The 22,779-nt window shown below is 69.6% G+C and carries 19 protein-coding genes and 1 tRNA gene; 17 read left to right on the forward strand and 3 right to left on the reverse strand.

Translation table 11 applies throughout. The features are described 5' to 3' along the window. The first annotated feature begins 17 nt into the window (after nucleotides 1-17). The 5 genes from EV562_RS16975 to EV562_RS16995 all read left to right on the forward strand — a co-directional run bounded on the left by EV562_RS16975 (nucleotide 18) and on the right by EV562_RS16995 (nucleotide 4,367). The gene (locus EV562_RS16975) at nucleotides 18-446 is read left to right on the forward strand and encodes a MaoC family dehydratase (RefSeq protein WP_133887866.1); all 429 of its coding nucleotides are present in this window, start codon (nucleotides 18-20) and stop codon (nucleotides 444-446) included. A 130-nt stretch (nucleotides 447-576) separates the two neighbouring features. Further along, entirely contained in the window at nucleotides 577-1,146 is a 570-nt protein-coding gene (locus EV562_RS16980; RefSeq protein ID WP_208298366.1) for a TetR/AcrR family transcriptional regulator, read from the forward strand. A gap of 100 nt (nucleotides 1,147-1,246) precedes the next feature. After that, nucleotides 1,247-2,725 (forward strand): DHA2 family efflux MFS transporter permease subunit, encoded by a 1,479-nt coding sequence (locus EV562_RS16985; RefSeq protein WP_133887655.1) that lies wholly within the window; start codon nucleotides 1,247-1,249, stop codon nucleotides 2,723-2,725. Between the two features lie 43 nt (nucleotides 2,726-2,768). After that, nucleotides 2,769-3,149: a DUF3291 domain-containing protein gene (locus EV562_RS16990; RefSeq protein ID WP_133887656.1), complete on the forward strand. Its 381-nt coding sequence runs from the start codon at nucleotides 2,769-2,771 to the stop codon at nucleotides 3,147-3,149. A gap of 162 nt (nucleotides 3,150-3,311) precedes the next feature. Beyond that, a complete protein-coding gene (locus tag EV562_RS16995; RefSeq protein ID WP_133887657.1) occupies nucleotides 3,312-4,367 on the forward strand; it encodes a UDP-N-acetylmuramate dehydrogenase in 1,056 nt (351 codons plus the stop codon). 116 nt (nucleotides 4,368-4,483) lie between these two features. Here the strand turns inward: EV562_RS16995 and EV562_RS17000 are convergent, their stop codons facing one another. Next, the gene (locus EV562_RS17000; protein WP_133887658.1) at nucleotides 4,484-5,116 is read right to left on the reverse strand and encodes an NAD(P)H-binding protein; all 633 of its coding nucleotides are present in this window, start codon (nucleotides 5,114-5,116) and stop codon (nucleotides 4,484-4,486) included. A 109-nt stretch (nucleotides 5,117-5,225) separates the two neighbouring features. On the opposite strand from EV562_RS17000, the gene EV562_RS17005 reads away from it, so the two are divergent. Continuing rightward, complete coding sequence (locus EV562_RS17005) at nucleotides 5,226-5,840, forward strand: TetR/AcrR family transcriptional regulator (RefSeq protein WP_133887659.1); 615 nt, start codon at nucleotides 5,226-5,228, stop codon at nucleotides 5,838-5,840. 30 nt (nucleotides 5,841-5,870) lie between these two features. Continuing rightward, on the forward strand, nucleotides 5,871-6,530 hold the full coding sequence (locus EV562_RS17010) for a hypothetical protein (RefSeq protein ID WP_133887660.1): 660 nt from the start codon (nucleotides 5,871-5,873) through the stop codon (nucleotides 6,528-6,530). On the opposite strand, the gene EV562_RS17015 is transcribed toward EV562_RS17010, so the two are convergent. Both EV562_RS17015 and EV562_RS17020 read right to left on the reverse strand, forming a co-directional pair. Continuing rightward, on the reverse strand, nucleotides 6,511-7,551 hold the full coding sequence (locus EV562_RS17015; RefSeq protein ID WP_133887661.1) for an adenosine deaminase: 1,041 nt from the start codon (nucleotides 7,549-7,551) through the stop codon (nucleotides 6,511-6,513). The two genes, EV562_RS17010 and EV562_RS17015, sit on opposite strands and share 20 nt — an antisense overlap. 124 nt (nucleotides 7,552-7,675) lie before the next feature. After that, nucleotides 7,676-8,902 carry a pyridoxal phosphate-dependent aminotransferase gene (locus EV562_RS17020; protein WP_133887662.1) on the reverse strand — a complete coding sequence of 409 codons (1,227 nt, stop codon included), beginning with the start codon at nucleotides 8,900-8,902 and terminating at the stop codon, nucleotides 7,676-7,678. A gap of 239 nt (nucleotides 8,903-9,141) precedes the next feature. On the opposite strand from EV562_RS17020, the gene EV562_RS17025 reads away from it, so the two are divergent. The 10 genes from EV562_RS17025 (at nucleotide 9,142) to EV562_RS17075 (ending at nucleotide 22,436) form a co-directional block, all read left to right on the forward strand. Further along, a tRNA-Trp gene (locus EV562_RS17025) sits at nucleotides 9,142-9,214 on the forward strand. Nucleotides 9,215-9,322: 108 nt separating this feature from the next. Then, on the forward strand, nucleotides 9,323-9,610 hold the full coding sequence (gene secE, locus EV562_RS17030) for a preprotein translocase subunit SecE (protein ID WP_133887663.1): 288 nt from the start codon (nucleotides 9,323-9,325) through the stop codon (nucleotides 9,608-9,610). Nucleotides 9,611-9,690: 80 nt separating this feature from the next. Beyond that, the gene (gene nusG / locus EV562_RS17035) at nucleotides 9,691-10,593 is read left to right on the forward strand and encodes a transcription termination/antitermination protein NusG (RefSeq protein WP_133887664.1); all 903 of its coding nucleotides are present in this window, start codon (nucleotides 9,691-9,693) and stop codon (nucleotides 10,591-10,593) included. A gap of 179 nt (nucleotides 10,594-10,772) precedes the next feature. Further along, entirely contained in the window at nucleotides 10,773-11,207 is a 435-nt protein-coding gene (gene rplK, locus EV562_RS17040) for a 50S ribosomal protein L11 (RefSeq protein ID WP_003974315.1), read from the forward strand. Between the two features lie 77 nt (nucleotides 11,208-11,284). Beyond that, a complete protein-coding gene (gene rplA / locus EV562_RS17045) occupies nucleotides 11,285-12,010 on the forward strand; it encodes a 50S ribosomal protein L1 (RefSeq protein WP_133887665.1) in 726 nt (241 codons plus the stop codon). Nucleotides 12,011-12,155: 145 nt separating this feature from the next. Continuing rightward, nucleotides 12,156-12,980 carry a hypothetical protein gene (locus EV562_RS17050; protein WP_133887666.1) on the forward strand — a complete coding sequence of 275 codons (825 nt, stop codon included), beginning with the start codon at nucleotides 12,156-12,158 and terminating at the stop codon, nucleotides 12,978-12,980. A gap of 347 nt (nucleotides 12,981-13,327) precedes the next feature. Continuing rightward, nucleotides 13,328-13,858 (forward strand): 50S ribosomal protein L10, encoded by a 531-nt coding sequence (gene rplJ, locus EV562_RS17055; protein ID WP_052839547.1) that lies wholly within the window; start codon nucleotides 13,328-13,330, stop codon nucleotides 13,856-13,858. Nucleotides 13,859-13,975: 117 nt separating this feature from the next. Then, nucleotides 13,976-14,365, forward strand: a complete 390-nt coding sequence (rplL, locus tag EV562_RS17060) for a 50S ribosomal protein L7/L12 (RefSeq protein WP_115743686.1) — start codon at nucleotides 13,976-13,978, stop codon at nucleotides 14,363-14,365. 588 nt (nucleotides 14,366-14,953) lie between these two features. Next, nucleotides 14,954-18,439: a DNA-directed RNA polymerase subunit beta gene (rpoB, locus tag EV562_RS17070; protein WP_133887667.1), complete on the forward strand. Its 3,486-nt coding sequence runs from the start codon at nucleotides 14,954-14,956 to the stop codon at nucleotides 18,437-18,439. Between the two features lie 97 nt (nucleotides 18,440-18,536). Then, nucleotides 18,537-22,436 carry a DNA-directed RNA polymerase subunit beta' gene (locus tag EV562_RS17075; protein WP_133887668.1) on the forward strand — a complete coding sequence of 1,300 codons (3,900 nt, stop codon included), beginning with the start codon at nucleotides 18,537-18,539 and terminating at the stop codon, nucleotides 22,434-22,436. The last annotated feature ends 343 nt before the right edge of the window (nucleotides 22,437-22,779 follow it).

The raw sequence follows: 22,779 nt of genomic DNA on the forward strand, positions 1-22,779 counted from the left end.
GCACCATGTCGGATTCCGTGGCGGCGCGGATCGCGTACGCCGACGTCGAGGTCGGTACCGAACTGCCCGCGCAGAGCTTCCCCGTGGACCGCGCCACGCTCGTGCGGTACGCGGGCGCCTCCGGCGACTTCAACCCGATCCACTGGAACGAGAGGTTCGCCAAGGAGGTGGGTCTGCCGGACGTCATCGCGCACGGCATGTTCACCATGGCCGAGGCGATCCGCGTGGTGACCGACTGGACCGGCGATCCGGGATCGGTCGTGGAGTACGGCGTGCGCTTCACCAGGCCCGTCGTCGTCCCGGACGACGACCGGGGCGCCGTGATCGAGGTCAGCGGCAAGGTGGCGGCCAAGCTCGACGACAACACCGTCCGCGTCGACCTCACGGCCACCAGCGGCGGCCAGAAGGTCCTGGGCATGTCCCGGGCGGTCGTCCGGCTGGCCTGAGCGGGCACACCTGCCTGAGCGGGCTCACCTGGGGGGCGGTCTCTGTCGAGGGCGCCCCTCCGCCCTGCCCGCGGAACGGGGCGCCGCCGACCGCTTGACGAAGTTAGTGATTGAGCACTAACTTCGTCGCATGGTCAGGATGAGTGCGGCGGAGAGGCGTGAGAGCGTCGTCCGCGCGGCGATGGCCGAGTTCGCGCGAGGTGGCTACTACGGCACCTCCACCGAGGCGATCGCCAAGCGCGTCGGTGTCTCCCAGCCGTACCTCTTCCGGCTCTTCCCGAGCAAGAAGGCGATCTTCCTCGCGACGGCGGCCCGCTGTGTGGACGAGACCGTCTCCATGCTGGAGCAGGCGTCCGAGGGCCTGCACGGCGAGGACGCGCTGCACGCGATGGCCGCGGCGTACCAGGTGGCCATCGACGAACACCCCGAGCGGCTGATGCTGCAGATGCAGATGTATCTCGCCGTGGCGGCCGCCGAGCAGGAGGGCGACCACGAGTTCGGGGCGGCGGTGCGCGCCGGCTGGATGCGGCTGTTCGACGCCGTCCACCTGCCGCTGGGGGCCGACGTCGAGGAGACGACGGGGTTCCTGGCGTACGGCATGCTCATCAACTGCCTGTCGGCCATGGGCTTTCCGGCCGAGCACCGGGTGTGGGAGGGGATCTACCCGTCCGGGCGGCCGACGGGCGGACCGCGGGAGTAGGGGAATCGGGGCGGGTGCTCGCCTCGCGTTCGTGCGCCCGCGGAAGTTAGTGATCGATAACTACTTGAAGCCTGATGCCGAGCATCACTCTGGGGGAGAGATGTCACAGCAGAACGCACGTCGCGGGGGCGCCGCCTGGGCCCTCGTCATCACCGGCGTCGCCGGTTTCATGGCGGCCCTGGACAACCTCGTCGTCACCACCGCCCTGCCCTCCATCCGCCAGGACCTGGGCGGCGCGCTGCACGACCTGGAATGGACCGTGAGCGCCTACACGCTCACCTTCGCCGTCCTCCTGATGTTCGGCGCCGCCCTCGGTGACCGCTTCGGCCGCCGCAGGCTCTTCCTCGTCGGCCTCACCGTCTTCACCGCGGCCTCCGCCGCCGCGGCCATGGCACCCGGCATCGACTCGCTGATCGCCGCCCGCGCGGTGCAGGGCGTCGGCGCGGCGATCATGATGCCGCTGACGCTGACCCTGCTCACGGCCGCCGTACCCGCCGAACGCCGTGGGATGGCGTACGGGATCTGGGGCGCCGTCAACGGGCTCGCCGTGGCCTCCGGGCCGCTGGTCGGCGGCAGCCTCACCGAGCACGTCTCGTGGCAGTGGATCTTCTGGCTGAACGTTCCGCTCGGGGTGGCCCTGCTGCCCCTGGCCCGCCTCCGCCTCGCCGAGTCGCACGGCACCGGCGCCCCGCTCGACGTGCCCGGCACCCTGCTCGCCAGCGGCGGACTCTTCGGCGTCGTCTACGGCCTGGTCCGCGGGCCCGTCGACGGCTGGACCGGCACCGTGGTGCTGACCGCCCTGTTCGCCGGGGCCGCGCTGCTCGTCGGCTTCGTCCTCTACAGCACCCGCGCCAAGAACCCCATGCTGCCCATGCGGCTGTTCCGCTCCCGGGCCTTCGCCGGCATCAACGCGGCGAGCCTGCTGATGTTCCTGGGCATGTTCGGCTCGATCTTCCTGCTCAGCCAGTACATGCAGAACGTGCTCGGCTACTCGCCCACCGAGGCGGGCCTGCGCATGCTGCCCTGGACCGGTATGCCGATGCTGGTCGCACCGATCGCCGGCATCCTCTCGGACCGGGTCGGGGGCCGCCCGGTCGTCGCGGCCGGGCTCTTCCTCCAGGCGGCCGGCCTCGGTTACCTGGCCTCCGTGATCACGGCCGACGCCTCCTACGCGGTCCAGCTGCCCGGCCTGATCATCAGCGGGATCGGCATGGCCCTCTACTTCGCCCCCGCCTCCGCGCTGGTGATGTCCAGCGTCGCTGCGAAGGAACAGGGCATCGCCTCCGGCGCCAACAACGCGCTGCGCGAGGTGGGCGGCGCGCTCGGGATCGCGGTCATGTCGTCGATCTTCGCGGCGCAGGGCGGCTACGGGTCCGCGCAGACCTTCGTGGACGGACTGCGGCCCGCGGTCGCGGTGGGCGCCGCGGTGGTGGCCCTCGGTGGCGTCGCGGCCCTGCTGCTCCCGGCCCGCCGCGGGAGCGGCAGCGGGGGACAGGCACTCTCGGCCGCACCGTCGAGGGAGCCGGCCGAGGCGGCCGGACCCGCCCTCGCCGGCCCGGCGCCGGCGAGGGCACGCTGACCCGCACGACACGGAACGCCCACGGACACGAGAGGAGCACGGCATGCCCACCCTTCCCTGGACCGCGGCGAACCGGCCGCCCCGGGCCACCGAGGTCCACGTCTTCGCCTCGCGCTTCGAGACCCGGACCCTGTGGGGAGCGATGAAGTTCCTGGCGCGCACGCCGGGCGTGTGGCGGCAGGTCGGGAGCGCGCCCGGCGCGTACGGCGCCTCGCTGAAGGCGGAACCGTTCAAGCGGACCTTCTGGACGCTGTCCGCCTGGGAGTCGCCCGAGGCCCTCAAGACCTTTGCCCGCTCCGGCGCCCACGCGCCGGCCTCCCAGGGGTTGTCGGCGCAGATGCGGGACTCGAAGTTCGCCTCCTGGCCGGCGTCGAGCGACGATCTCCCGGTGAGCTGGGCGGAGGTGCGCAGGCGCCTGACGTGAGGTGCGCGGGCACCCCCGGGCACCCGCCGACGATGCCGCCCGGGCACGGACCGGCCGATCCGCCCGGCGACGCCCCGGCCGACCGGCCGGGGCGTTCCGGCGTTCCGGCGTTCCCCGCCGCCCCGGGCCGCCGGCCCCGCCCCGTCTCGTAGTCTTGGGCGCGTGCAGGTACTCCACGACGCCCCCCTCGCCCCGCTGACCACCTTCCGGCTGGGCGGCCCCGCGACCCGGCTGATCACGGCGACCACCGACGAGGAGGTGATCGCCGCCGTCCGCGAGGCCGACGACACCGGCACCCCCCTGCTGCTCGTCGGCGGCGGATCCAACCTGGTCATCGGCGACAAGGGCTTCGACGGCACGGCCCTGCGCATCGCCACCCGCGGCGTCCGCCTCGACGGCACGACGCTGGAACTCGCGGCCGGCGAGGTGTGGACCGACGCCGTCGCCCGGACCGTCGAGGCCGGGCTCGCCGGTGTCGAGTGCCTGGCCGGCATCCCCGGCTCGGCGGGCGCCACCCCCATCCAGAACGTGGGGGCGTACGGCCAGGAGGTCTCCGCCACGATCACCGAAGTGATCGCGTACGACCGCAGGAACCGCGAGACGGTCGCCCTCGCCAACGCCGACTGCGCCTTCGCCTACCGCCACAGCCGCTTCAAGGCCGAACCCGACCGGTACGTCGTCCTGCGCGTCCGCTTCGAGCTGGAGGACGCCGGCGGGCTCTCCGCGCCGCTGCGCTACGCCGAGACGGCCCGTGCCCTCGGGGTCGAACCCGGCGGCCGGGTGCCGCTGGCCGCCGCCCGCGAGACGGTGCTGAAGCTGCGCGCCGGGAAGGGCATGGTGCTGGACCCCGAGGACCACGACACCTGGTCGGCCGGGTCGTTCTTCACCAACCCGATCCTCACCGACGAGGAGTTCGCGGCCTTCCGTGCCCGGGTGGACGAGCGGCTCGGGAGCGGGATCGAGCCGCCCGCGTTCCCGGCGGGGGAGGGGCGGGTCAAGACGTCCGCGGCCTGGCTGATCGACAAGGCCGGCTTCACCAAGGGGTACGGCTCCGGCCCGGCGCGCATCTCCACCAAGCACACGCTCGCCCTCACCAACCGCGGTGAGGCGACGACGGAGGATCTGCTCGCCCTGGCCCGTGAGGTCGTCGCCGGTGTGCACGAGGTCTTCGGCGTCACGCTGGTCAACGAGCCGGTGACGGTGGGCGTCAGCCTCTAGGGACGCGTCGGCCTCAGGGGGCGCGTCAGACTCTATGGACGCGTCGGCCTCTGGGGACGCGTCGGCCTCTGGGGACGCCTCGGCCTCTGGGGGCCGCGCCGCGGCGGCCCGGGGTGTCAGTAGGCCACGCCCACCCCCTGCTTCAGCGCGGCCGGGTCCGCGACCAGGGCCAGCATCGCGTGGGCCACGTCGGCCCGCCCGATGAGACGGCCCTTGCCGGGGAAGCCGCCCACCACCGTGCGGTACCGGCCGGTGACGGGCTTGTCCTGCAGGCGCGGCGGACGTACGACCGTCCAGTCCGTGGCGCTGCCGGCCACCTCGGCCTCCATCTCCCGCAGATCGGCGTAGACGTCCCTCAGGGCCAGCGACACGGCGCCGAGCACCCCGCGCTCCAGGAGACCCGCGCCCTCCGGCTGCGGCCCGACCGGAGCGGCGCTCACCACCAGCAGCCTGCGCACCCCCTCCGCCTCCACGGCGCCGAGCACCGTGCGCGTCAGCCGGGTGGCGATGCCGGCGTCCTTCCGGCTGCGCGCGCCGAGCCCGGACAGCACGGCGTCCCGGCCGGCCACCGTGGGCCGGACCGCCGCCGGATCACTCAGGTCGGCGCGGAACACCTCCAGGCCCTCGCCGGTGACCGGCAGCCGCGCGGGGTCCCGGACGACCGCCGTGACCTGGTGCCCCGCGTCCAGCGCCTGCCGGACCACTTCCCGTCCGATCCCACCCGTGGCCCCGAAAACCGTCAGTCTCATGACGTACTCCGTTCCGCTACCACACTTCGGTGGGTGAGTACTCACTCACCCCGGCTTCCTCTAGGGTGAGTAAGTACTCACCCATTCGTCAAGCCTGCTGGGAGCCGCCATGCCGTCCGGTACGCCGACCCGCGAGCGCATCCTGGACGCCGCGCACGAGCTGATGCTCAGCGTCGGCCTCGCCCGCGCCACCACCAAGGAGATCGCCAAGGCGGCCGGCTGCTCCGAGGCCGCGCTCTACAAGCACTTCGCCGGCAAGGAGGAGCTGTTCATCCAGGTCCTCGCCGAGCGGCTGCCCCGGCTCACGCCCCTGCTCGGCTCCCTCGCCGCCGATCCCGCCCGCGGCACCCTGCGCGACAACCTCACCGACATCGCCCGCGAGGCCACCCTGTTCTACGAGCAGAGCTTCCCGATCGCCGCCTCCCTCTACGCGGAGACGCAGCTCAAGCGGCGGCACGACGACGTGCTGCGGCAGCTGGGAAGGGGGCCGCACGTGCCGATCCAGGACCTGGACGCCTACCTCCGCGCCGAACGGGACGCAGGTCGGATCCGCGCCGACGCCGACACGTTCGCCGCCGCCTCGCTCCTCCTGGGCGCCTGCGCGCAGCGCGCCTTCGCCTACGACGCCGCTCCGGACGGCGACCGGCCACCGGCGGACGCGTTCGCGCGCCGGCTCGTCACCACGCTGCTGGCCGCGATCTCCGTTGCGGACGGCCCCTCCTGACCGGCACGCTCGGACCATGAGGCGTCCCCCATGCGGCTGAGACTCACCGAGTTCCGCCCCCGAACGGGCCCGCGGACCCACCGTGTCGTCCAGCCGCGCACCCCCCTGCGCCACACCTCGCTCCGCGACCCGGAGGACACGTACGGCGTGCTCATCGGCGACCACGACGGGCTGAACCGGCTCGCCGGACTGTTCTCCTTCGCCGCCTGCTCACGCCACACGATCGTGCACGTCCCGCTGCGCGACGGCGTACCGCCCGACGAGGGGCGGGGCGAGCCGGTCGACCTGGTGCTGGCGCACCCGGAGGCCGGCCTGAGGCCCGGCGGATGGCCCGAGCTGCGCCGCAGGCTGGGACGCGGCACACCGCTCACCGTCCGGACCGACGAGGCCCGCACCGCCCGCGCCCGCCTCGACCGCCCGTACGCCGCCACGACCCTGCGGCACACCACACACGCGTGCACGTACTTCCTGATCGGCGGCCGGAGCGCCTTCGCCTCCGCCGCGACCGCCTTCGCCCTGGCGGCCGGCCGGGGACCCCGGCACCCGTGCGCCGCCGAGGGCCGAGCGGCGTTCGTGACCTGCCTGAGCGGCGAACTGGCCCCCGACCCGGGCCTGCGGCGGCATCCCGAGATCGTGATCGCCTTCAAGCCGTATCCGCCGTACGCCCACTTCAGACGGCCGGGGCGCTGAGCCAGGCGTCGACGCCCGCCAGCAGTCCCTGCTTCACGTCCTCGGGTGCCGCCGAGCCGCGCACCGACTGCCGCGCCAGCTCCGCCAGCTCCGCGTCCGTGAACCCGTGGTGCTCGCGCGCGATCTCGTACTGCGCGGCCAGCCGCGCCCCGAACAGCAGCGGATCGTCCGCGCCCAGCGCCATCGGCACCCCGGCCTCGAACAGCCTCCGCAGCGGCACGTCCTCCGGCTTCTCGTACACGCCCAGCGCCACGTTCGACGCCGGGCACACCTCGCAGGTCACCTGCCGGTCCGCCAGCCGCTTCAGCAGCCGAGCGTCCTCGGCCGCCCGCACGCCGTGCCCGATGCGGTCGGCCTCCAGGTCGTCCAGGCAGTCCCGCACCGACGCGGGGCCGGTCAGCTCGCCCCCGTGCGGCGCGGAGAGCAGGCCCCCCTCCCGGGCGATCGCGAACGCCCGGTCGAAGTCCCTGGCCATCCCGCGCCGTTCGTCGTTCGACAGCCCGAAGCCGACCACGCCCCGCTCCGCGTACCGCACCGCGAGGCGCGCCAGCGTCCGCGCGTCCAGCGGGTGCTTCATCCGGTTCGCGGCGACCAGCACCCGCATCCCGATCCCGGTGTCCCGCACGGTCGTCTCCACCGCGTCGAGGATGATCTCGAGGGCCGGGATCAGCCCGCCGAGCCGCGGCGCGTACGACGTCGGGTCGACCTGGATCTCCAGCCACCGCGAGCCGTCCCGCAGGTCCTCCTCGGCGGCTTCCCTGACCAGCCGCTGGATGTCCTCCGGCTCCTGGAGGCACGACCGCGCGGCGTCGTACAGCCGCTGGAAGCGGAACCAGCCCCGCTCGTCCGTCGCCCGCAGCTTCGGCGACTCCCCCCGGCCCAGCGCCTCGGTCAGCGTCTCGGGCAGCCGCACGCCGTGCTTGTCGGCCAGTTCCAGCAGGGTGGTGGGCCGCATCGACCCGGTGAAGTGCAGGTGGAGATGGGCCTTCGGCAGGGCAGATAGATCACGTACACGCTCCATTCCGTGATCCTGCCGTACGACACGCCCGGCGGAACAGCACTTTCCCCGGACGTGGTCTTGCTCGCACAAACAAACGGGGCCACCCCTCGACGTCGAGAGGCGGCCCCGCAGGCGGACGCGGCGGTCAGTCCTGTGCCTCCGCCAGCAGCTTCTGGATCCGGCTCACGCCCTCGACGAGGTCCTCGTCCCCGAGCGCGTACGACAGCCGCAGGTAACCGGGCGTGCCGAACGCCTCACCCGGCACCACCGCGACCTCGGCCTCCTCCAGGATCAGCGCGGCCAGCTCGACCGTGTCCTGCGGACGCTTGCCGCGGATCTCCTTGCCGAGCAGCTCCTTCACCGACGGGTAGGCGTAGAACGCGCCCTCGGGCTCCGGGCACAGCACGCCGTCGATCTCGTTGAGCATCCGCACGATGGTCCGGCGGCGCCGGTCGAACGCCTCCCGCATCTTCGCCACGGCGTCCAGGTCGCCGGAGACCGCGGCCAGCGCCGCCGCCTGGGACACGTTGGACACGTTGGACGTGGCGTGCGACTGGAGGTTCGTCGCGGCCTTGACGACGTCCTTCGGGCCGATGACCCACCCGACCCGCCAGCCGGTCATCGCGTATGTCTTCGCCACGCCGTTGACCACGACGCACTTGTCCCGCAGCTCGGGCAGCAGCGCCGGCAGGGACACCGAGACGGCGTCGCCGTAGACCAGGTGCTCGTAGATCTCGTCCGTCAGCACCCACAGACCGTGCTCCACGGCCCACTGGCCGATCGCCTCGGTCTCGGCCTCGCTGTACACCGCGCCCGTCGGGTTCGACGGCGACACGAAGAGGACGACCTTGGTCTTCTCGGTGCGCGCGGCCTCCAGCTGCTCCACCGTCACCCGGTAGCCGGTCGACTCGTCGGCGACCACGTCGACGGGCACACCGCCGGCCAGCCGGATCGACTCCGGGTATGTGGTCCAGTACGGCGCCGGGACGATGACCTCGTCGCCCGGGTCGAGGATCGCGGCGAACGCCTCGTAGATGGCCTGCTTGCCGCCGTTGGTGACGAGGATCTGCGACGGGTCGACCTCGTAGCCCGAGTCGCGCAGCGTCTTCGCGGCGATGGCGGCCTTCAGCTCGGGCAGCCCGCCGGCCGGCGTGTAGCGGTGGAACTTCGGGTTCTTGCACGCCTCGACGGCGGCCTCGACGATGTAGTCCGGCGTCGGGAAGTCGGGCTCACCCGCGCCGAAGCCGATCACGGGACGCCCGGCGGCCTTGAGGGCCTTCGCCTTGGCGTCCACGGCGAGGGTCGCGGACTCGGAGATCGCGCCGACTCGGGCGGAGACCCGGCGCTCGGTGGGAGGGGTTGCAGCGCTCATGACCCCATCGTTCCAGACCGGAAACTTCCCGGGCACAGGGGTTTCACGGACTGAACCGGACCGGTCCAGGACCTGAACGCCAGTCCGGTGCACGCCCTGAACATCAGTCCGGGCGTCCTTTCTGTTCGACGCCCGGCCCGTGAGCACGTACACTCTCACCTCGTTGGCCTTCAGCGGCCCGCGGTCACCCGGTGCACACCAAGCACTTGGGCGGATGCGGTACGTTGGGGGACGAACAAAGGGTCGTAGCTCAATTGGTAGAGCACTGGTCTCCAAAACCAGCGGTTGGGGGTTCAAGTCCCTCCGGCCCTGCTACACACACCATCGCCAGGATGTGTGCGCATGTACGTACAGCAATGCACCGCCGTGCGGCTCCAACCGGGCGCGGCACGGCCACGACCCGGAATCAGGTGAGGACGAGTGACGGACGCCGTGGGCTCCATCGACATGCCTGATGCCCAGGACGAGGCGCCGGACTCCCAGAAGAAGTCCCGCAAGGGCGGCAAGCGAGGCAAGAAGGGCCCGCTGAAGCGGCTCGCGCTCTTCTACCGCCAGATCATCGCGGAGCTGCGCAAGGTCGTCTGGCCGAGTCGCAACCAGCTGACGACGTACACCACCGTGGTGATCATCTTCGTGGTCATCATGATCGGCCTGGTGACTCTGATTGACTATGGCTTCTCTCACGCCGCCAAGTACGTCTTCGGCTGAGTCGAGAGCGAAGGGCGCCGAGGTACCCGGCGCCCCTTTCGCGTGTTCCACCCCTATGTATCCAGGAAGAAGCAGCCACAGTGTCTGACCCGAACGTGAACGACGCCATCGAGCCGGTCGAGTCCGTCGAGGACGAGCCCGGCACCGTCGAGGGCGCCGACAACGAGGACACCGAGGCCTCCGTCGAGGCCGAGGCTGCCGACGACGCCGTCGTCGCGGAGGCGGAAGAGTCGGACGACGCGGACGAGGCGGAGTCGGACGAGGCCGCCGAGGCGGCCGACGCCGAGACCGCTGAGGTCGACGCCGAGACCGCCGAGGCCGAGGAAGAGACCGCCGAGGTCGAGGAAGAGGCCGAGGAGCCCGACGTCGACCCGGTCGAGAAGCTCCGCCAGGAGCTGCGCGTCCTGCCCGGCGAGTGGTACGTCATCCACACCTACGCCGGTTACGAGAACCGCGTGAAGACCAACCTCGAGCAGCGCGCCGTCTCGCTCAACGTCGAGGACTACATCTTCCAGGCCGAGGTGCCGCAGGAAGAGGTCGTCCAGATCAAGAACGGCGACCGCAAGACGATCCGCCAGAACAAGCTGCCGGGTTACGTCCTGGTCCGCATGGACCTGACCAACGAGTCCTGGGGCGTCGTCCGCAACACCCCCGGTGTCACCGGCTTCGTGGGCAACGCCTACGACCCGTACCCGCTGACCCTGGACGAGATCGTCAAGATGCTCGCCCCGGAGGCCGAGGAGAAGGCAGCCCGCGAGGCCGCCGAGGCCGAGGGCAAGCCGGCTCCGCAGCGCAAGGTCGAGGTCCAGGTGCTGGACTTCGAGGTCGGCGACTCGGTCACCGTCACCGACGGCCCGTTCGCGACGCTGCAGGCCACGATCAACGAGATCAACGCCGACTCGAAGAAGGTCAAGGGCCTCGTCGAGATCTTCGGCCGCGAGACCCCGGTCGAGCTGAGCTTCGACCAGATCCAGAAGAACTAGTACCGCACCGGTACCTCTCTGGACGTACTGCTTCCGACCAGGTCAGGCGATGCTCACGCGTCGTCTGACCTGCTCGGTTTTTGGCCGCGCATCTATACCCGTTATCGTTGTGCGGTATGCCTGTGTCCGGGTAGCTCCCGAACCCAGGCAGGACCCGAACCGAAAGGACCCGGAGAGCTATGCCTCCCAAGAAGAAGAAGGTCACGGGGCTCATCAAGCTCCAGATCCAGGCCGGTGCCGCGAACCCGGCCCCGCCGGTCGGCCCCGCGCTGGGTCAGCACGGCGTCAACATCATGGAGTTCTGCAAGGCCTACAACGCCGCGACCGAGTCGCAGCGCGGCTGGGTGATCCCGGTGGAGATCACGGTCTACGAGGACCGCTCCTTCACCTTCATCACCAAGACGCCGCCGGCCGCCAAGATGATCCTCAAGGCCGCGGGCGTGGAGAAGGGCTCCGGCGAGCCGCACAAGACCAAGGTCGCGAAGATCACGCGCGACCAGGTCCGTGAGATCGCCACCACCAAGATGCCCGACCTCAACGCCAACGACCTGGACCAGGCGGAGAAGATCATCGCCGGTACCGCCCGTTCCATGGGCGTCACGGTCGAGGGCTGAACCCCACCTTCCAGCAGCAGAAGTGGCGGGGCCTGCTCGGCCCTAACCACAACTCCTAAGAAGCCACAGGAGCAGTAGTGAGCAAGCGCAGCAAGTCTCTCCGCGCTGCGGACGCCAAGATCGACCGGGACAAGCTCTACGCCCCGCTCGAGGCCGTCCGTCTCGCCAAGGAGACCTCCACGTCCAAGTTCGACGGCACCGTCGAGGTCGCCTTCCGTCTGGGTGTCGACCCGCGCAAGGCCGACCAGATGGTCCGTGGCACCGTGAACCTCCCGCACGGCACCGGTAAGACCGCCCGGGTCCTGGTCTTCGCGACCGGTGACCGTGCCGAGGCCGCGCGTGCCGCGGGCGCCGACATCGTCGGCGCCGACGAACTGATCGACGAGGTGTCGAAGGGCCGTCTGGACTTCGACGCCGTCGTCGCCACCCCGGACCTCATGGGCAAGGTCGGCCGCCTCGGCCGCGTGCTCGGTCCCCGTGGTCTCATGCCGAACCCCAAGACCGGCACCGTGACCCCGGACGTCACCAAGGCTGTCAACGACATCAAGGGTGGCAAGATCGAGTTCCGCGTCGACAAGCACTCGAACCTGCACTTCATCATCGGCAAGACGTCGTTCGACGACACCAAGCTGGTGGAGAACTACGGCGCGGCGCTGGAGGAGATCCTCCGTCTGAAGCCGTCCGCCGCCAAGGGCCGCTACATCAAGAAGGCCGCCCTCAGCACCACGATGGGCCCGGGCATCCCGCTCGACTCCAACCGCACCCGCAACCTCCTCGTCGAGGAGGACCCGGCCGCGGTCTGAGCGAGCAGCTCGCCCCACCGGTTCACGGGCCCCGCACCTTCCGAGGTGCGGGGCCCGTCCCTTTTCCCGGCGCCCTGGGTTAGCGTGCGGGCAGCGGACTCGCGCACGGGGCGCAGGGGCCGTACGGGGCGCTAGGGGTGGGCGGATGACGGGCACGAGGGCACGCCGTACGGTCGTCTCGCTGGCGGTGTCGGCCGCGCTGGCGTGCTCCACCGCGTGCACCGCCGAGGAGGAGCCCGCCGCCCCGCCGTCCGGCTCCGCCCCGGCCTCCTCCCGCGCCCCGGCGCCGGCCGGCCCGGCGGCGGACGCCCTGCGGGCCGTCGAGCGGGCGACCGGACGGGCGGGTTCGGCGCGGGTCGAGTCCACGACCGTGATGGGCCGCGAGCTGTCCCTGGAGGCCGCGGGCGTCCTCGGCTGGCGCGACGGCCTCACCGGCACCCTGACGATCACCTACACGGGCGGTACGACCGCCGAGACCATGCGCCGCCTCGGCACCACCGCGATGGAGGCCCGCTACCTGCCCGACGCCTACTACGCCGAGGTGGGCGACGAGTTCGCCGAACGGGTGGGCGGCCGGCACTGGATCAGGTACGTGTACGAGGACCTGGAGGAACTCGGCGGCGACGCGGGCGCCGGGTTCGCCGACCAGATGCGCAAGACCACGCCCAACCAGGCGGTGAAGCTGCTGCTGACCGCCGGGGACGTCCGCAAGGTGGGCGAGGAGACGACGCGCGGACGGCGCACCACCCACTGGTCCGGCACGGTGGGCGGGGAGAGCGCCCAGCGCGTCGACATCTGGGTCGACGACCGGGACCTGCTGGTCAAGAAGGTCGAGCGGGGGCGCACGAAGACCGGTGAGCTGACCCAGACCGCCCACTACAGCGACTACGGCGTCGCGGTCCCCGCCGAACGCCCGCCGGCCGAGGACACGGCCGACTTCAAGGAACTGCTGGCGTCACAGGGGAACTAGACCGAGCGGACGGCCGCGCGGAAGCAGGGGGAACACGTGACCGCGCGGCCCCGCCGGGTTGCCGCGAGGGCGGATTTGCTTGACAGTGCCCCGTTCCCGTACGCTTCCACAGAAGCCAAAGACCGCTGGTCGTTGCCGTGTGTTCGCGAGAGGACACGGTGGCCGAAGGATCCGCTGAACTGCGGACGACCCGCGCAGGTGACTGTGGATGAGCTCCCGAGTCCGTGCCTCGTGCAGGTGACATCGGTCGAGCCACGCCCCGTGCGCCTGCGCCGGGGCGTTTCGTTTTCCCCAGTCCTCCTTCGGGTCCGCGCGGTCCGAATCACCCGGAAGGAGGCCGAGGCTCTATGGCGACGCCCGAAAAGGCTGCCGCGGTTGCCGAGCTGACGGACAAGTTCCGCAGCTCGAACGCCGCCGTGCTGACCGAGTACCGCGGTCTCACCGTGGCGCAGCTCAAGACGCTGCGCCGGTCGCTCGGTGAGAACGCCCAGTACGCCGTGGTGAAGAACACGCTGACCAAGATTGCGGCCAACGAGGCCGGGATCACGCTCGACGACCAGCTCTTCGCTGGTCCGACGGCCGTCGCCTTCGTCACCGGTGACCCGGTGGAGTCGGCGAAGGGTCTGCGCGACTTCGCCAAGGACAACCCGAATCTCGTCATCAAGGGCGGTGTCCTTGACGGCAAGGCGATGTCCGCCGACGAGATCAAGAAGCTTGCGGACCTCGAGTCCCGCGAGGTTCTGCTCTCCAAGCTGGCCGGTGCCTTCAAGGCGAAGCAGTCGCAGGCTGCCTCCGTCTTCCAGGCGCTGCCCTCGAAGCTCGTCCGCACCGTGGACGCGCTCCGTGCCAAGCAGGACGAGCAGGGCGGTGCCGAGTAACTCGGCTCGCTTTCTGATCCGGGCCGCCTGAGCGCGGCACGGATCGCAGCGGGCCGACGTACGCCCGCCTCACCCCGTACATCCGGCACCTGCCGAATTAGTGGAAGGACCGCCATCATGGCGAAGCTCAGCCAGGACGACCTGCTCGCCCAGTTCGAGGAGATGACCCTCATCGAGCTCTCCGAGTTCGTGAAGGCCTTCGAGGAGAAGTTCGACGTCACCGCCGCCGCGGCCGCCCCGGTCGTCGTCGCCGGTGGCGGTGCCGCCGCCGGTGGTGCCGAGGCCGCTGAGGAGAAGGACGAGTTCGACGTCATCCTCACCGGTGCCGGCGACAAGAAGATCCAGGTCATCAAGGTCGTGCGCGAGCTGACCTCCCTGGGTCTGAAGGAGGCCAAGGACCTCGTGGACGGCGCCCCGAAGCCCGTCCTCGAGAAGGTCGCCAAGGACGCCGCCGAGAAGGCCGCCGAGTCCCTCAAGGGCGCCGGCGCCTCCGTCGAGGTCAAGTAAGACCGCACCGGCTCGACGGATCCGTCAGGGTCTGTAACGCCGTAGCACCGAAGAGCGATCATCCATCCGGGTGGTCGCTCTTCGGCGTACCGGGGGTCCGGCGGCGGCTGCCTTGCACGCGTGACGGCGAAGAGTAGGGTGATCTTCGTCGTGCCGTCTCCAGGGCCCTGAGAGCCGCTGGAGACACCGGTTCGGGCCAAGGGGGGCCTTGACGAACCGCACGCAGCGCGCAATTCTCAGGGCGTCGTCACAAGGATCCGAATCCGAGGCATGGATCGACGGCGAAGAGGGCAGTATCTGGGTGCGTTGAGGGCGAGGCCTTGCCGCACAGGTGGTGAGAACAACGAGGAGTGAACACGGTCCCCGAGAACCGCACTGGACATCAGTGTGCCAAGTGGCTACACTGACCCTTTGCGCTGCCTGTTAGCTGCCCCCTGCCCGTCACCAGGGGTCTACCCTCGCCCGAGCACTGACGACCAGAGCATGCCCGACCTGGCTCTTTAGCCACATCAGGCACCCCCTGTCTTCGTGCACGGAAGAGGGGCCGGTACGCGCGTAGTGAGTCCGAGCCCTCGGAAGGACCCCCTCTTGGCCGCCTCGCGCAATGCCTCGACCGCGAATACGAACAACGCTGCCAGCACCGCCCCGCTGCGCATCTCCTTTGCAAAGATCAAGGAGCCCCTCGAGGTTCCGAACCTTCTCGCGCTGCAAACCGAGAGCTTCGACTGGCTCCTCGGCAACGACGCCTGGAAGGCTCGCGTCGAGTCGGCTCTGGAGTCCGGTCAGGACGTCCCCACCAAGTCCGGTCTGGAGGAGATCTTCGAGGAGATCTCCCCGATCGAGGACTTCTCCGGGTCGATGTCGCTGACGTTCCGCGACCACCGTTTCGAGCCCCCGAAGAACAGCATCGACGAGTGCAAGGACCGCGACTTCACGTACGCGGCGCCGCTCTTCGTCACCGCCGAGTTCACCAACAACGAGACCGGCGAGATCAAGTCCCAGACGGTCTTCATGGGCGACTTCCCGCTCATGACCAACAAGGGCACCTTCGTCATCAACGGCACCGAGCGTGTCGTGGTCTCGCAGCTGGTCCGTTCGCCCGGCGTCTACTTCGACTCCTCCATCGACAAGACGTCCGACAAGGACATCTTCTCCGCCAAGATCATCCCGTCCCGGGGTGCCTGGCTGGAGATGGAGATCGACAAGCGCGACATGGTCGGTGTGCGCATCGACCGCAAGCGCAAGCAGTCCGTGACCGTCCTCCTCAAGGCCCTCGGCTGGACCACCGAGCAGATCCTGGAGGAGTTCGGCGAGTACGAGTCCATGCGCGCCACCCTGGAGAAGGACCACACCCAGGGCCAGGACGACGCGCTGCTCGACATCTACCGCAAGCTGCGTCCGGGCGAGCCCCCCACGCGTGAGGCCGCGCAGACGCTGCTCGAGAACCTCTACTTCAACCCGAAGCGCTACGACCTCGCCAAGGTCGGCCGCTACAAGGTGAACAAGAAGCTCGGCGCCGACGAGCCGCTGGACGCCGGCGTGCTCACCAGCGACGACATCATCGCCACCATCAAGTACCTGGTGAAGCTGCACGCCGGTGAGACCGAGACGGTTGGCGAGTCGGGCCGGGAGATCGTCGTCGAGACCGACGACATCGACCACTTCGGCAACCGCCGCATCCGCAACGTCGGCGAGCTGATCCAGAACCAGGTCCGTACGGGTCTCGCCCGTATGGAGCGCGTCGTGCGCGAGCGCATGACCACCCAGGACGTCGAGGCGATCACGCCGCAGACCCTGATCAACATCCGGCCGGTCGTCGCCTCCATCAAGGAGTTCTTCGGCACCAGCCAGCTGTCCCAGTTCATGGACCAGAACAACCCGCTGTCGGGGCTGACGCACAAGCGTCGTCTGAACGCCCTCGGCCCGGGTGGTCTCTCCCGTGAGCGGGCCGGCTTCGAGGTCCGCGACGTGCACCCGTCGCACTACGGCCGCATGTGCCCGATCGAGACGCCCGAAGGCCCGAACATCGGTCTGATCGGCTCGCTCGCCTCGTACGGCCGCATCAACCCCTTCGGCTTCATCGAGACGCCGTACCGCAAGGTCGTCGAGGGCCAGGTCACCGACGAGGTCGACTACCTGACCGCCGACGAGGAGGACCGCTTCGTCATCGCGCAGGCCAACGCCACGCTCAACGACGACATGCGGTTCGCCGAGGCCCGCGTCCTGGTCCGCCGTCGTGGCGGCGAGGTCGACTACGTCCCCGGTGACGACGTCGACTACATGGACGTCTCGCCGCGCCAGATGGTGTCGGTCGCGACCGCGATGATCCCGTTCCTGGAGCACGACGACGCCAACCGTGCCCTCATGGGCGCGAACATGATGCGTCAGGCCGTGCCCCTCATCAAGAGCGAGTCCCCGCTCGTCGGCACCGGCATGGAGTACCGCTCCGCCGCCGACGCCGGCGACGTGGTCAAGGCCGAGAAGGCGGGTGTGGTCCAGGAGGTCTCCGCGGACTACATCACCACGACCAACGACGACGGCACGTACATCACGTACCGCCTGGCCAAGTTCTCCCGGTCCAACCAGGGCACCTCGGTCAACCAGAAGGTCATCGTCGCCGAGGGCGACCGGGTCATCGAGGGCCAGGTCCTGGCCGACGGTCCGGCCACCGAGAACGGCGAGATGGCGCTCGGCAAGAACCTGCTGGTCGCGTTCATGCCGTGGGAGGGTCACAACTACGAGGACGCGATCATCCTGTCGCAGCGCCTCGTGCAGGACGACGTCCTCTCCTCGATCCACATCGAGGAGCACGAGGTCGACGCCCGTGACACCAAGCTCGGCCCCGAGGAGATCACCCGGGACATCCCGAACGTCTCCGAGGAGGTCCTCGCCGACCTCGACGAGCGCGGCATCATCCGCATCGGTGCCGAGGTCGTCGCCGGCGACATCCTGGTCGGCAAGGTCACCCCCAAGGGCGAGACCGAGCTGACCCCGGAGGAGCGCCTGCTCCGCGCGATCTTCGGTGAGAAGGCGCGCGAGGTCCGCGACACCTCCCTGAAGGTGCCGCACGGCGAGATCGGCAAGGTCATCGGCGTCCGCGTCTTCGACCGCGAAGAGGGCGACGAGCTGCCGCCGGGCGTGAACCAGCTGGTCCGCGTCTACGTCGCGCAGAAGCGCAAGATCACCGACGGTGACAAGCTCGCCGGCCGGCACGGCAACAAGGGCGTCATCTCCAAGATCAACCCGATCGAGGACATGCCGTTCCTGGAGGACGGCACGCCCGTCGACATCATCCTGAACCCGCTGGGTGTCCCGTCCCGAATGAACCCGGGACAGGTCCTGGAGATCCACCTCGGCTGGCTCGCCAGCCGCGGCTGGGACGTCTCCGGCCTCGCGGAGGAGTGGGCGCAGCGCCTCCAGGCCATCGGCGCCGACAAGGTCGAGCCCGGCACCAACGTCGCCACCCCGGTCTTCGACGGTGCGCGCGAGGACGAGCTGGCCGGCCTGCTCCAGCACACCATCCCGAACCGCGACGGCGAGCGCATGGTGCTCCCGTCCGGCAAGGCGCGGCTGTTCGACGGCCGCAGCGGTGAGCCGTTCCCGGAGCCGATCTCGGTCGGCTACATGTACATCCTCAAGCTCCACCACCTGGTCGACGACAAGCTGCACGCCCGGTCGACCGGCCCGTACTCGATGATCACCCAGCAGCCGCTGGGTGGTAAGGCCCAGTTCGGTGGCCAGCGCTTCGGTGAGATGGAGGTGTGGGCGCTGGAGGCTTACGGCGCCGCGTACGCCCTCCAGGAGCTGCTGACGATCAAGTCCGACGACGTGACCGGCCGCGTGAAGGTCTACGAGGCCATCGTCAAGGGCGAGAACATCCCTGAGCCCGGCATCCCCGAGTCCTTCAAGGTGCTCATCAAGGAGATGCAGTCCCTGTGCCTCAACGTGGAGGTGCTGTCCTCGGACGGCATGTCCATCGAGATGCGTGACACCGACGAGGACGTCTTCCGCGCAGCGGAGGAGCTCGGCATCGACCTGTCACGGCGCGAGCCGAGCAGCGTCGAAGAGGTCTGACGGGAGTCAGGCGGGGCCTCCCACCCGGAGGCCCCGCCGATCCCGCGACCCCCGTTTCAGACCACAGACTTACAACCCTGAGAGGGATTGACGCATAGTGCTCGACGTCAACTTCTTCGACGAGCTCCGGATCGGTCTGGCCACCGCTGACGACATCCGTCAGTGGAGCCACGGCGAGGTCAAGAAGCCCGAGACCATCAACTACCGCACCCTCAAGCCCGAGAAGGACGGACTCTTCTGCGAGAAGATCTTCGGTCCGACCCGGGACTGGGAGTGCTACTGCGGCAAGTACAAGCGCGTCCGCTTCAAGGGCATCATCTGTGAGCGCTGCGGCGTCGAGGTCACTCGCGCCAAGGTGCGCCGTGAGCGGATGGGCCACATCGAGCTGGCCGCTCCCGTCACCCACATCTGGTACTTCAAGGGCGTCCCGTCGCGCCTGGGCTACCTGCTGGACCTGGCGCCGAAGGACCTCGAGAAGGTCATCTACTTCGCCGCGTACATGATCACTTTCGTGGACGAGGAGCGCCGCACGCGCGACCTGCCCTCGCTGGAGGCCCACGTCTCCGTCGAGCGCCAGCAGATCGAGCAGCGCCGCGACTCCGACCTGGAGGCCCGCGCCAAGAAGCTCGAGACGGACCTGGCCGAGCTGGAGGCCGAGGGCGCCAAGGCCGACGTGCGCCGCAAGGTGCGCGAGGGCGCCGAGCGCGAGATGAAGCAGCTGCGCGACCGTGCGCAGCGCGAGATCGACCGCCTCGACGAGGTGTGGAACCGGTTCAAGAACCTCAAGGTCCAGGACCTGGAGGGCGACGAGCTGCTCTACCGCGAGCTGCGCGACCGCTTCGGCACCTACTTCGACGGCTCGATGGGCGCCGCCGCGCTGCAGAAGCGCCTGGAGTCCTTCGACCTCGACGAGGAGGCCGAGCGCCTCCGCGAGATCATCCGCACCGGCAAGGGCCAGAAGAAGACCCGTGCGCTCAAGCGCCTCAAGGTCGTCTCCGCGTTCCTGCAGACCAGCAACAGCCCCAAGGGCATGGTGCTCGACTGCGTGCCGGTCATCCCGCCGGACCTGCGTCCGATGGTGCAGCTGGACGGTGGCCGCTTCGCGACCTCCGACCTGAACGACCTGTACCGCCGTGTCATCAACCGCAACAACCGCCTGAAGCGGCTTCTCGACCTCGGCGCGCCCGAGATCATCGTGAACAACGAGAAGCGCATGCTCCAGGAGGCCGTGGACGCCCTCTTCGACAACGGTCGTCGTGGTCGCCCGGTCACCGGTCCGGGCAACCGCCCGCTGAAGTCCCTGAGCGACATGCTCAAGGGCAAGCAGGGCCGTTTCCGTCAGAACCTGCTCGGCAAGCGCGTGGACTACTCCGCGCGTTCCGTGATCGTCGTCGGTCCGCAGCTGAAGCTGCACCAGTGCGGTCTGCCGAAGGCGATGGCGCTGGAGCTCTTCAAGCCGTTCGTGATGAAGCGCCTGGTCGACCTGAACCACGCGCAGAACATCAAGAGCGCCAAGCGCATGGTCGAGCGCGGCCGCACGGTCGTGTACGACGTGCTGGAAGAGGTCATCGCGGAGCACCCGGTTCTGCTGAACCGTGCGCCCACCCTGCACCGCCTCGGCATCCAGGCCTTCGAGCCGCAGCTGGTCGAGGGCAAGGCCATCCAGATCCACCCGCTCGTCTGCACCGCGTTCAACGCGGACTTCGACGGTGACCAGATGGCCGTCCACCTGCCGCTCTCCGCGGAGGCGCAGGCCGAGGCCCGCATCCTGATGCTGTCCTCGAACAACATCCTCAAGCCGGCCGACGGCCGTCCGGTGACGATGCCGACCCAGGACATGGTCCTCGGTCTGTTCTTCCTCACCACCGACGGCGAGGGCCGCGACCTCAAGGGCGAGGACCGTGCCTTCGGTTCCGCCGCCGAGGCGATCATGGCGTTCGACGCGGGCGACCTGTCGCTCCAGTCGAAGGTCGACATCCGCTTCCCGGTGGGCACCATCCCGCCCCGCGGCTGGGAGCCCCCGGCCCGCGAGGAGGGTGAGCCGGAGTGGCAGCAGGGTGACACCTTCACCCTGAAGACCACGCTGGGCCGCGCGCTCTTCAACGAGCTGCTGCCCGAGGACTACCCGTTCGTCGACTACGAGGTCGGCAAGAAGCAGCTCTCCGAGATCGTCAACGACCTCGCCGAGCGCTACCCCAAGGTCATCGTGGCGGCGACGCTCGACAACCTGAAGGCGGCCGGCTTCTTCTGGGCGACCCGTTCCGGCGTCACCGTGGCCATCTCCGACGTCGTCGTTCCCGAGGCGAAGAAGGAGATCGTCAAGGGTTACGAGGCGCAGGACGAGAAGGTCCAGAAGCAGTACGAGCGCGGTCTGATCACCAAGGACGAGCGCACGCAGGAGCTCATCGCGATCTGGACCAAGGCGACCAACGAGGTCGCCGAGGCGATGAACGACAACTTCCCGAAGACCAACCCGATCTTCATGATGGTGAACTCGGGCGCACGAGGCAACATGATGCAGATGCGTCAGATCGCCGGTATGCGTGGTCTGGTGTCGAACGCGAAGAACGAGACGATCCCGCGTCCCATCAAGGCCTCCTTCCGTGAGGGCCTGTCCGTGCTGGAGTACTTCATCTCCACGCACGGTGCCCGTAAGGGTCTGGCGGACACCGCGCTGCGGACCGCCGACTCGGGTTACCTCACGCGTCGTCTGGTCGACGTCTCGCAGGACGTCATCATTCGCGAGGAGGACTGCGGCACCGAGCGCGGTCTCAAGCTGCCGATCGCCACGCGCGACGCGGACGGCACGCTGCGCAAGGCCGAGGACGTCGAGACCAGCGTGTACGCCCGCATGCTCGCCGAGGACGTCGTCATCGACGGCAAGGTGATCGCGCCGGCCAACGTCGACCTCGGTGATGTCCTGATCGACGCCCTGGTCGCCCACGGCGTCGAGGAGGTCAAGACCCGCTCGATCCTGACCTGCGAGTCCCAGGTCGGCACCTGCGCCATGTGCTACGGCCGCTCGCTGGCCACCGGCAAGCTGGTCGACATCGGTGAGGCGGTCGGCATCATCGCCGCCCAGTCCATCGGTGAGCCCGGCACCCAGCTGACGATGCGTACCTTCCACACCGGTGGTGTGGCCGGTGACGACATCACGCAGGGTCTGCCGCGTGTCGTCGAGCTCTTCGAGGCCCGTACCCCGAAGGGTGTCGCCCCGATCTCCGAGGCCTCCGGCCGCGTCCGGATCGAGGAGACCGAGAAGACGAAGAAGATCGTCGTCACCCCGGACGACGGCAGCGACGAGACGGCGTTCCCGATCTCGAAGCGTGCCCGTCTGCTGGTGGGCGAGGGCGACCACGTCGAGGTGGGCCAGAAGCTCACCGTGGGTGCCACCAACCCGCACGACGTGCTGCGCATCCTGGGTCAGCGTGCCGTCCAGGTCCACCTGGTCGGCGAGGTCCAGAAGGTCTACAACTCGCAGGGCGTGTCGATCCACGACAAGCACATCGAGATCATCATCCGGCAGATGCTGCGCCGCGTGACGATCATCGAGTCCGGCGACGCCGAGCTGCTGCCCGGCGAGCTGGTCGAGCGGACGAAGTTCGAGACCGAGAACCGTCGTGTGGTCCAGGAGGGCGGTCACCCGGCCTCCGGTCGTCCGCAGCTGATGGGTATCACCAAGGCCTCGCTGGCGACGGAGTCCTGGCTGTCGGCCGCCTCCTTCCAGGAGACGACCCGAGTGCTGACGGACGCGGCGATCAACGCCAAGTCCGACAGCCTCATCGGCCTCAAGGAGAACGTCATCATCGGTAAGCTCATCCCGGCCGGTACGGGCCTGTCCCGCTACCGCAACATCCGGGTGGAGCCGACCGAGGAGGCCAAGGCCGCGATGTACTCGGCCGTCGGCTACGACGACATCGACTACTCGCCGTTCGGCACGGGCTCCGGCCAGGCCGTCCCGCTGGAGGACTACGACTACGGTCCGTACAACCAGTAGGCGGGTCGCCTGAGAAGGCCGCTACGACCGAAGGGCGGTCACCCCGAGCAGGGGTGGCCGCCCTTGGGCGTGCCGGGCCCGCACAGGGGCGTACGGGCCCGCGGGGAGCCGGTGCCGAGGCGGCGCGGCCGGGCCGGCACCGTCCGGTGCGTCACTCTGCCGACCGGGGCAATACGGGGCCATACGGGCGCGGAGGCCGGTGTCGCCCATTTGTTTTGACCGCAGCGAATGCGATAGGTACGCTCAGACCTTGTGCCTGGGGTGTGCCCTGGCCCTCGTGCGTGCCTACGACCGCACCGGGGCCGTGTGCGACCACCGAAAATCGCGTCTCCTTCCGCCTCGC

Source organism: Streptomyces sp. BK208 (assembly GCF_004364245.1).
Taxonomy (GTDB): Bacteria; Actinomycetota; Actinomycetes; order Streptomycetales; family Streptomycetaceae; genus Streptomyces.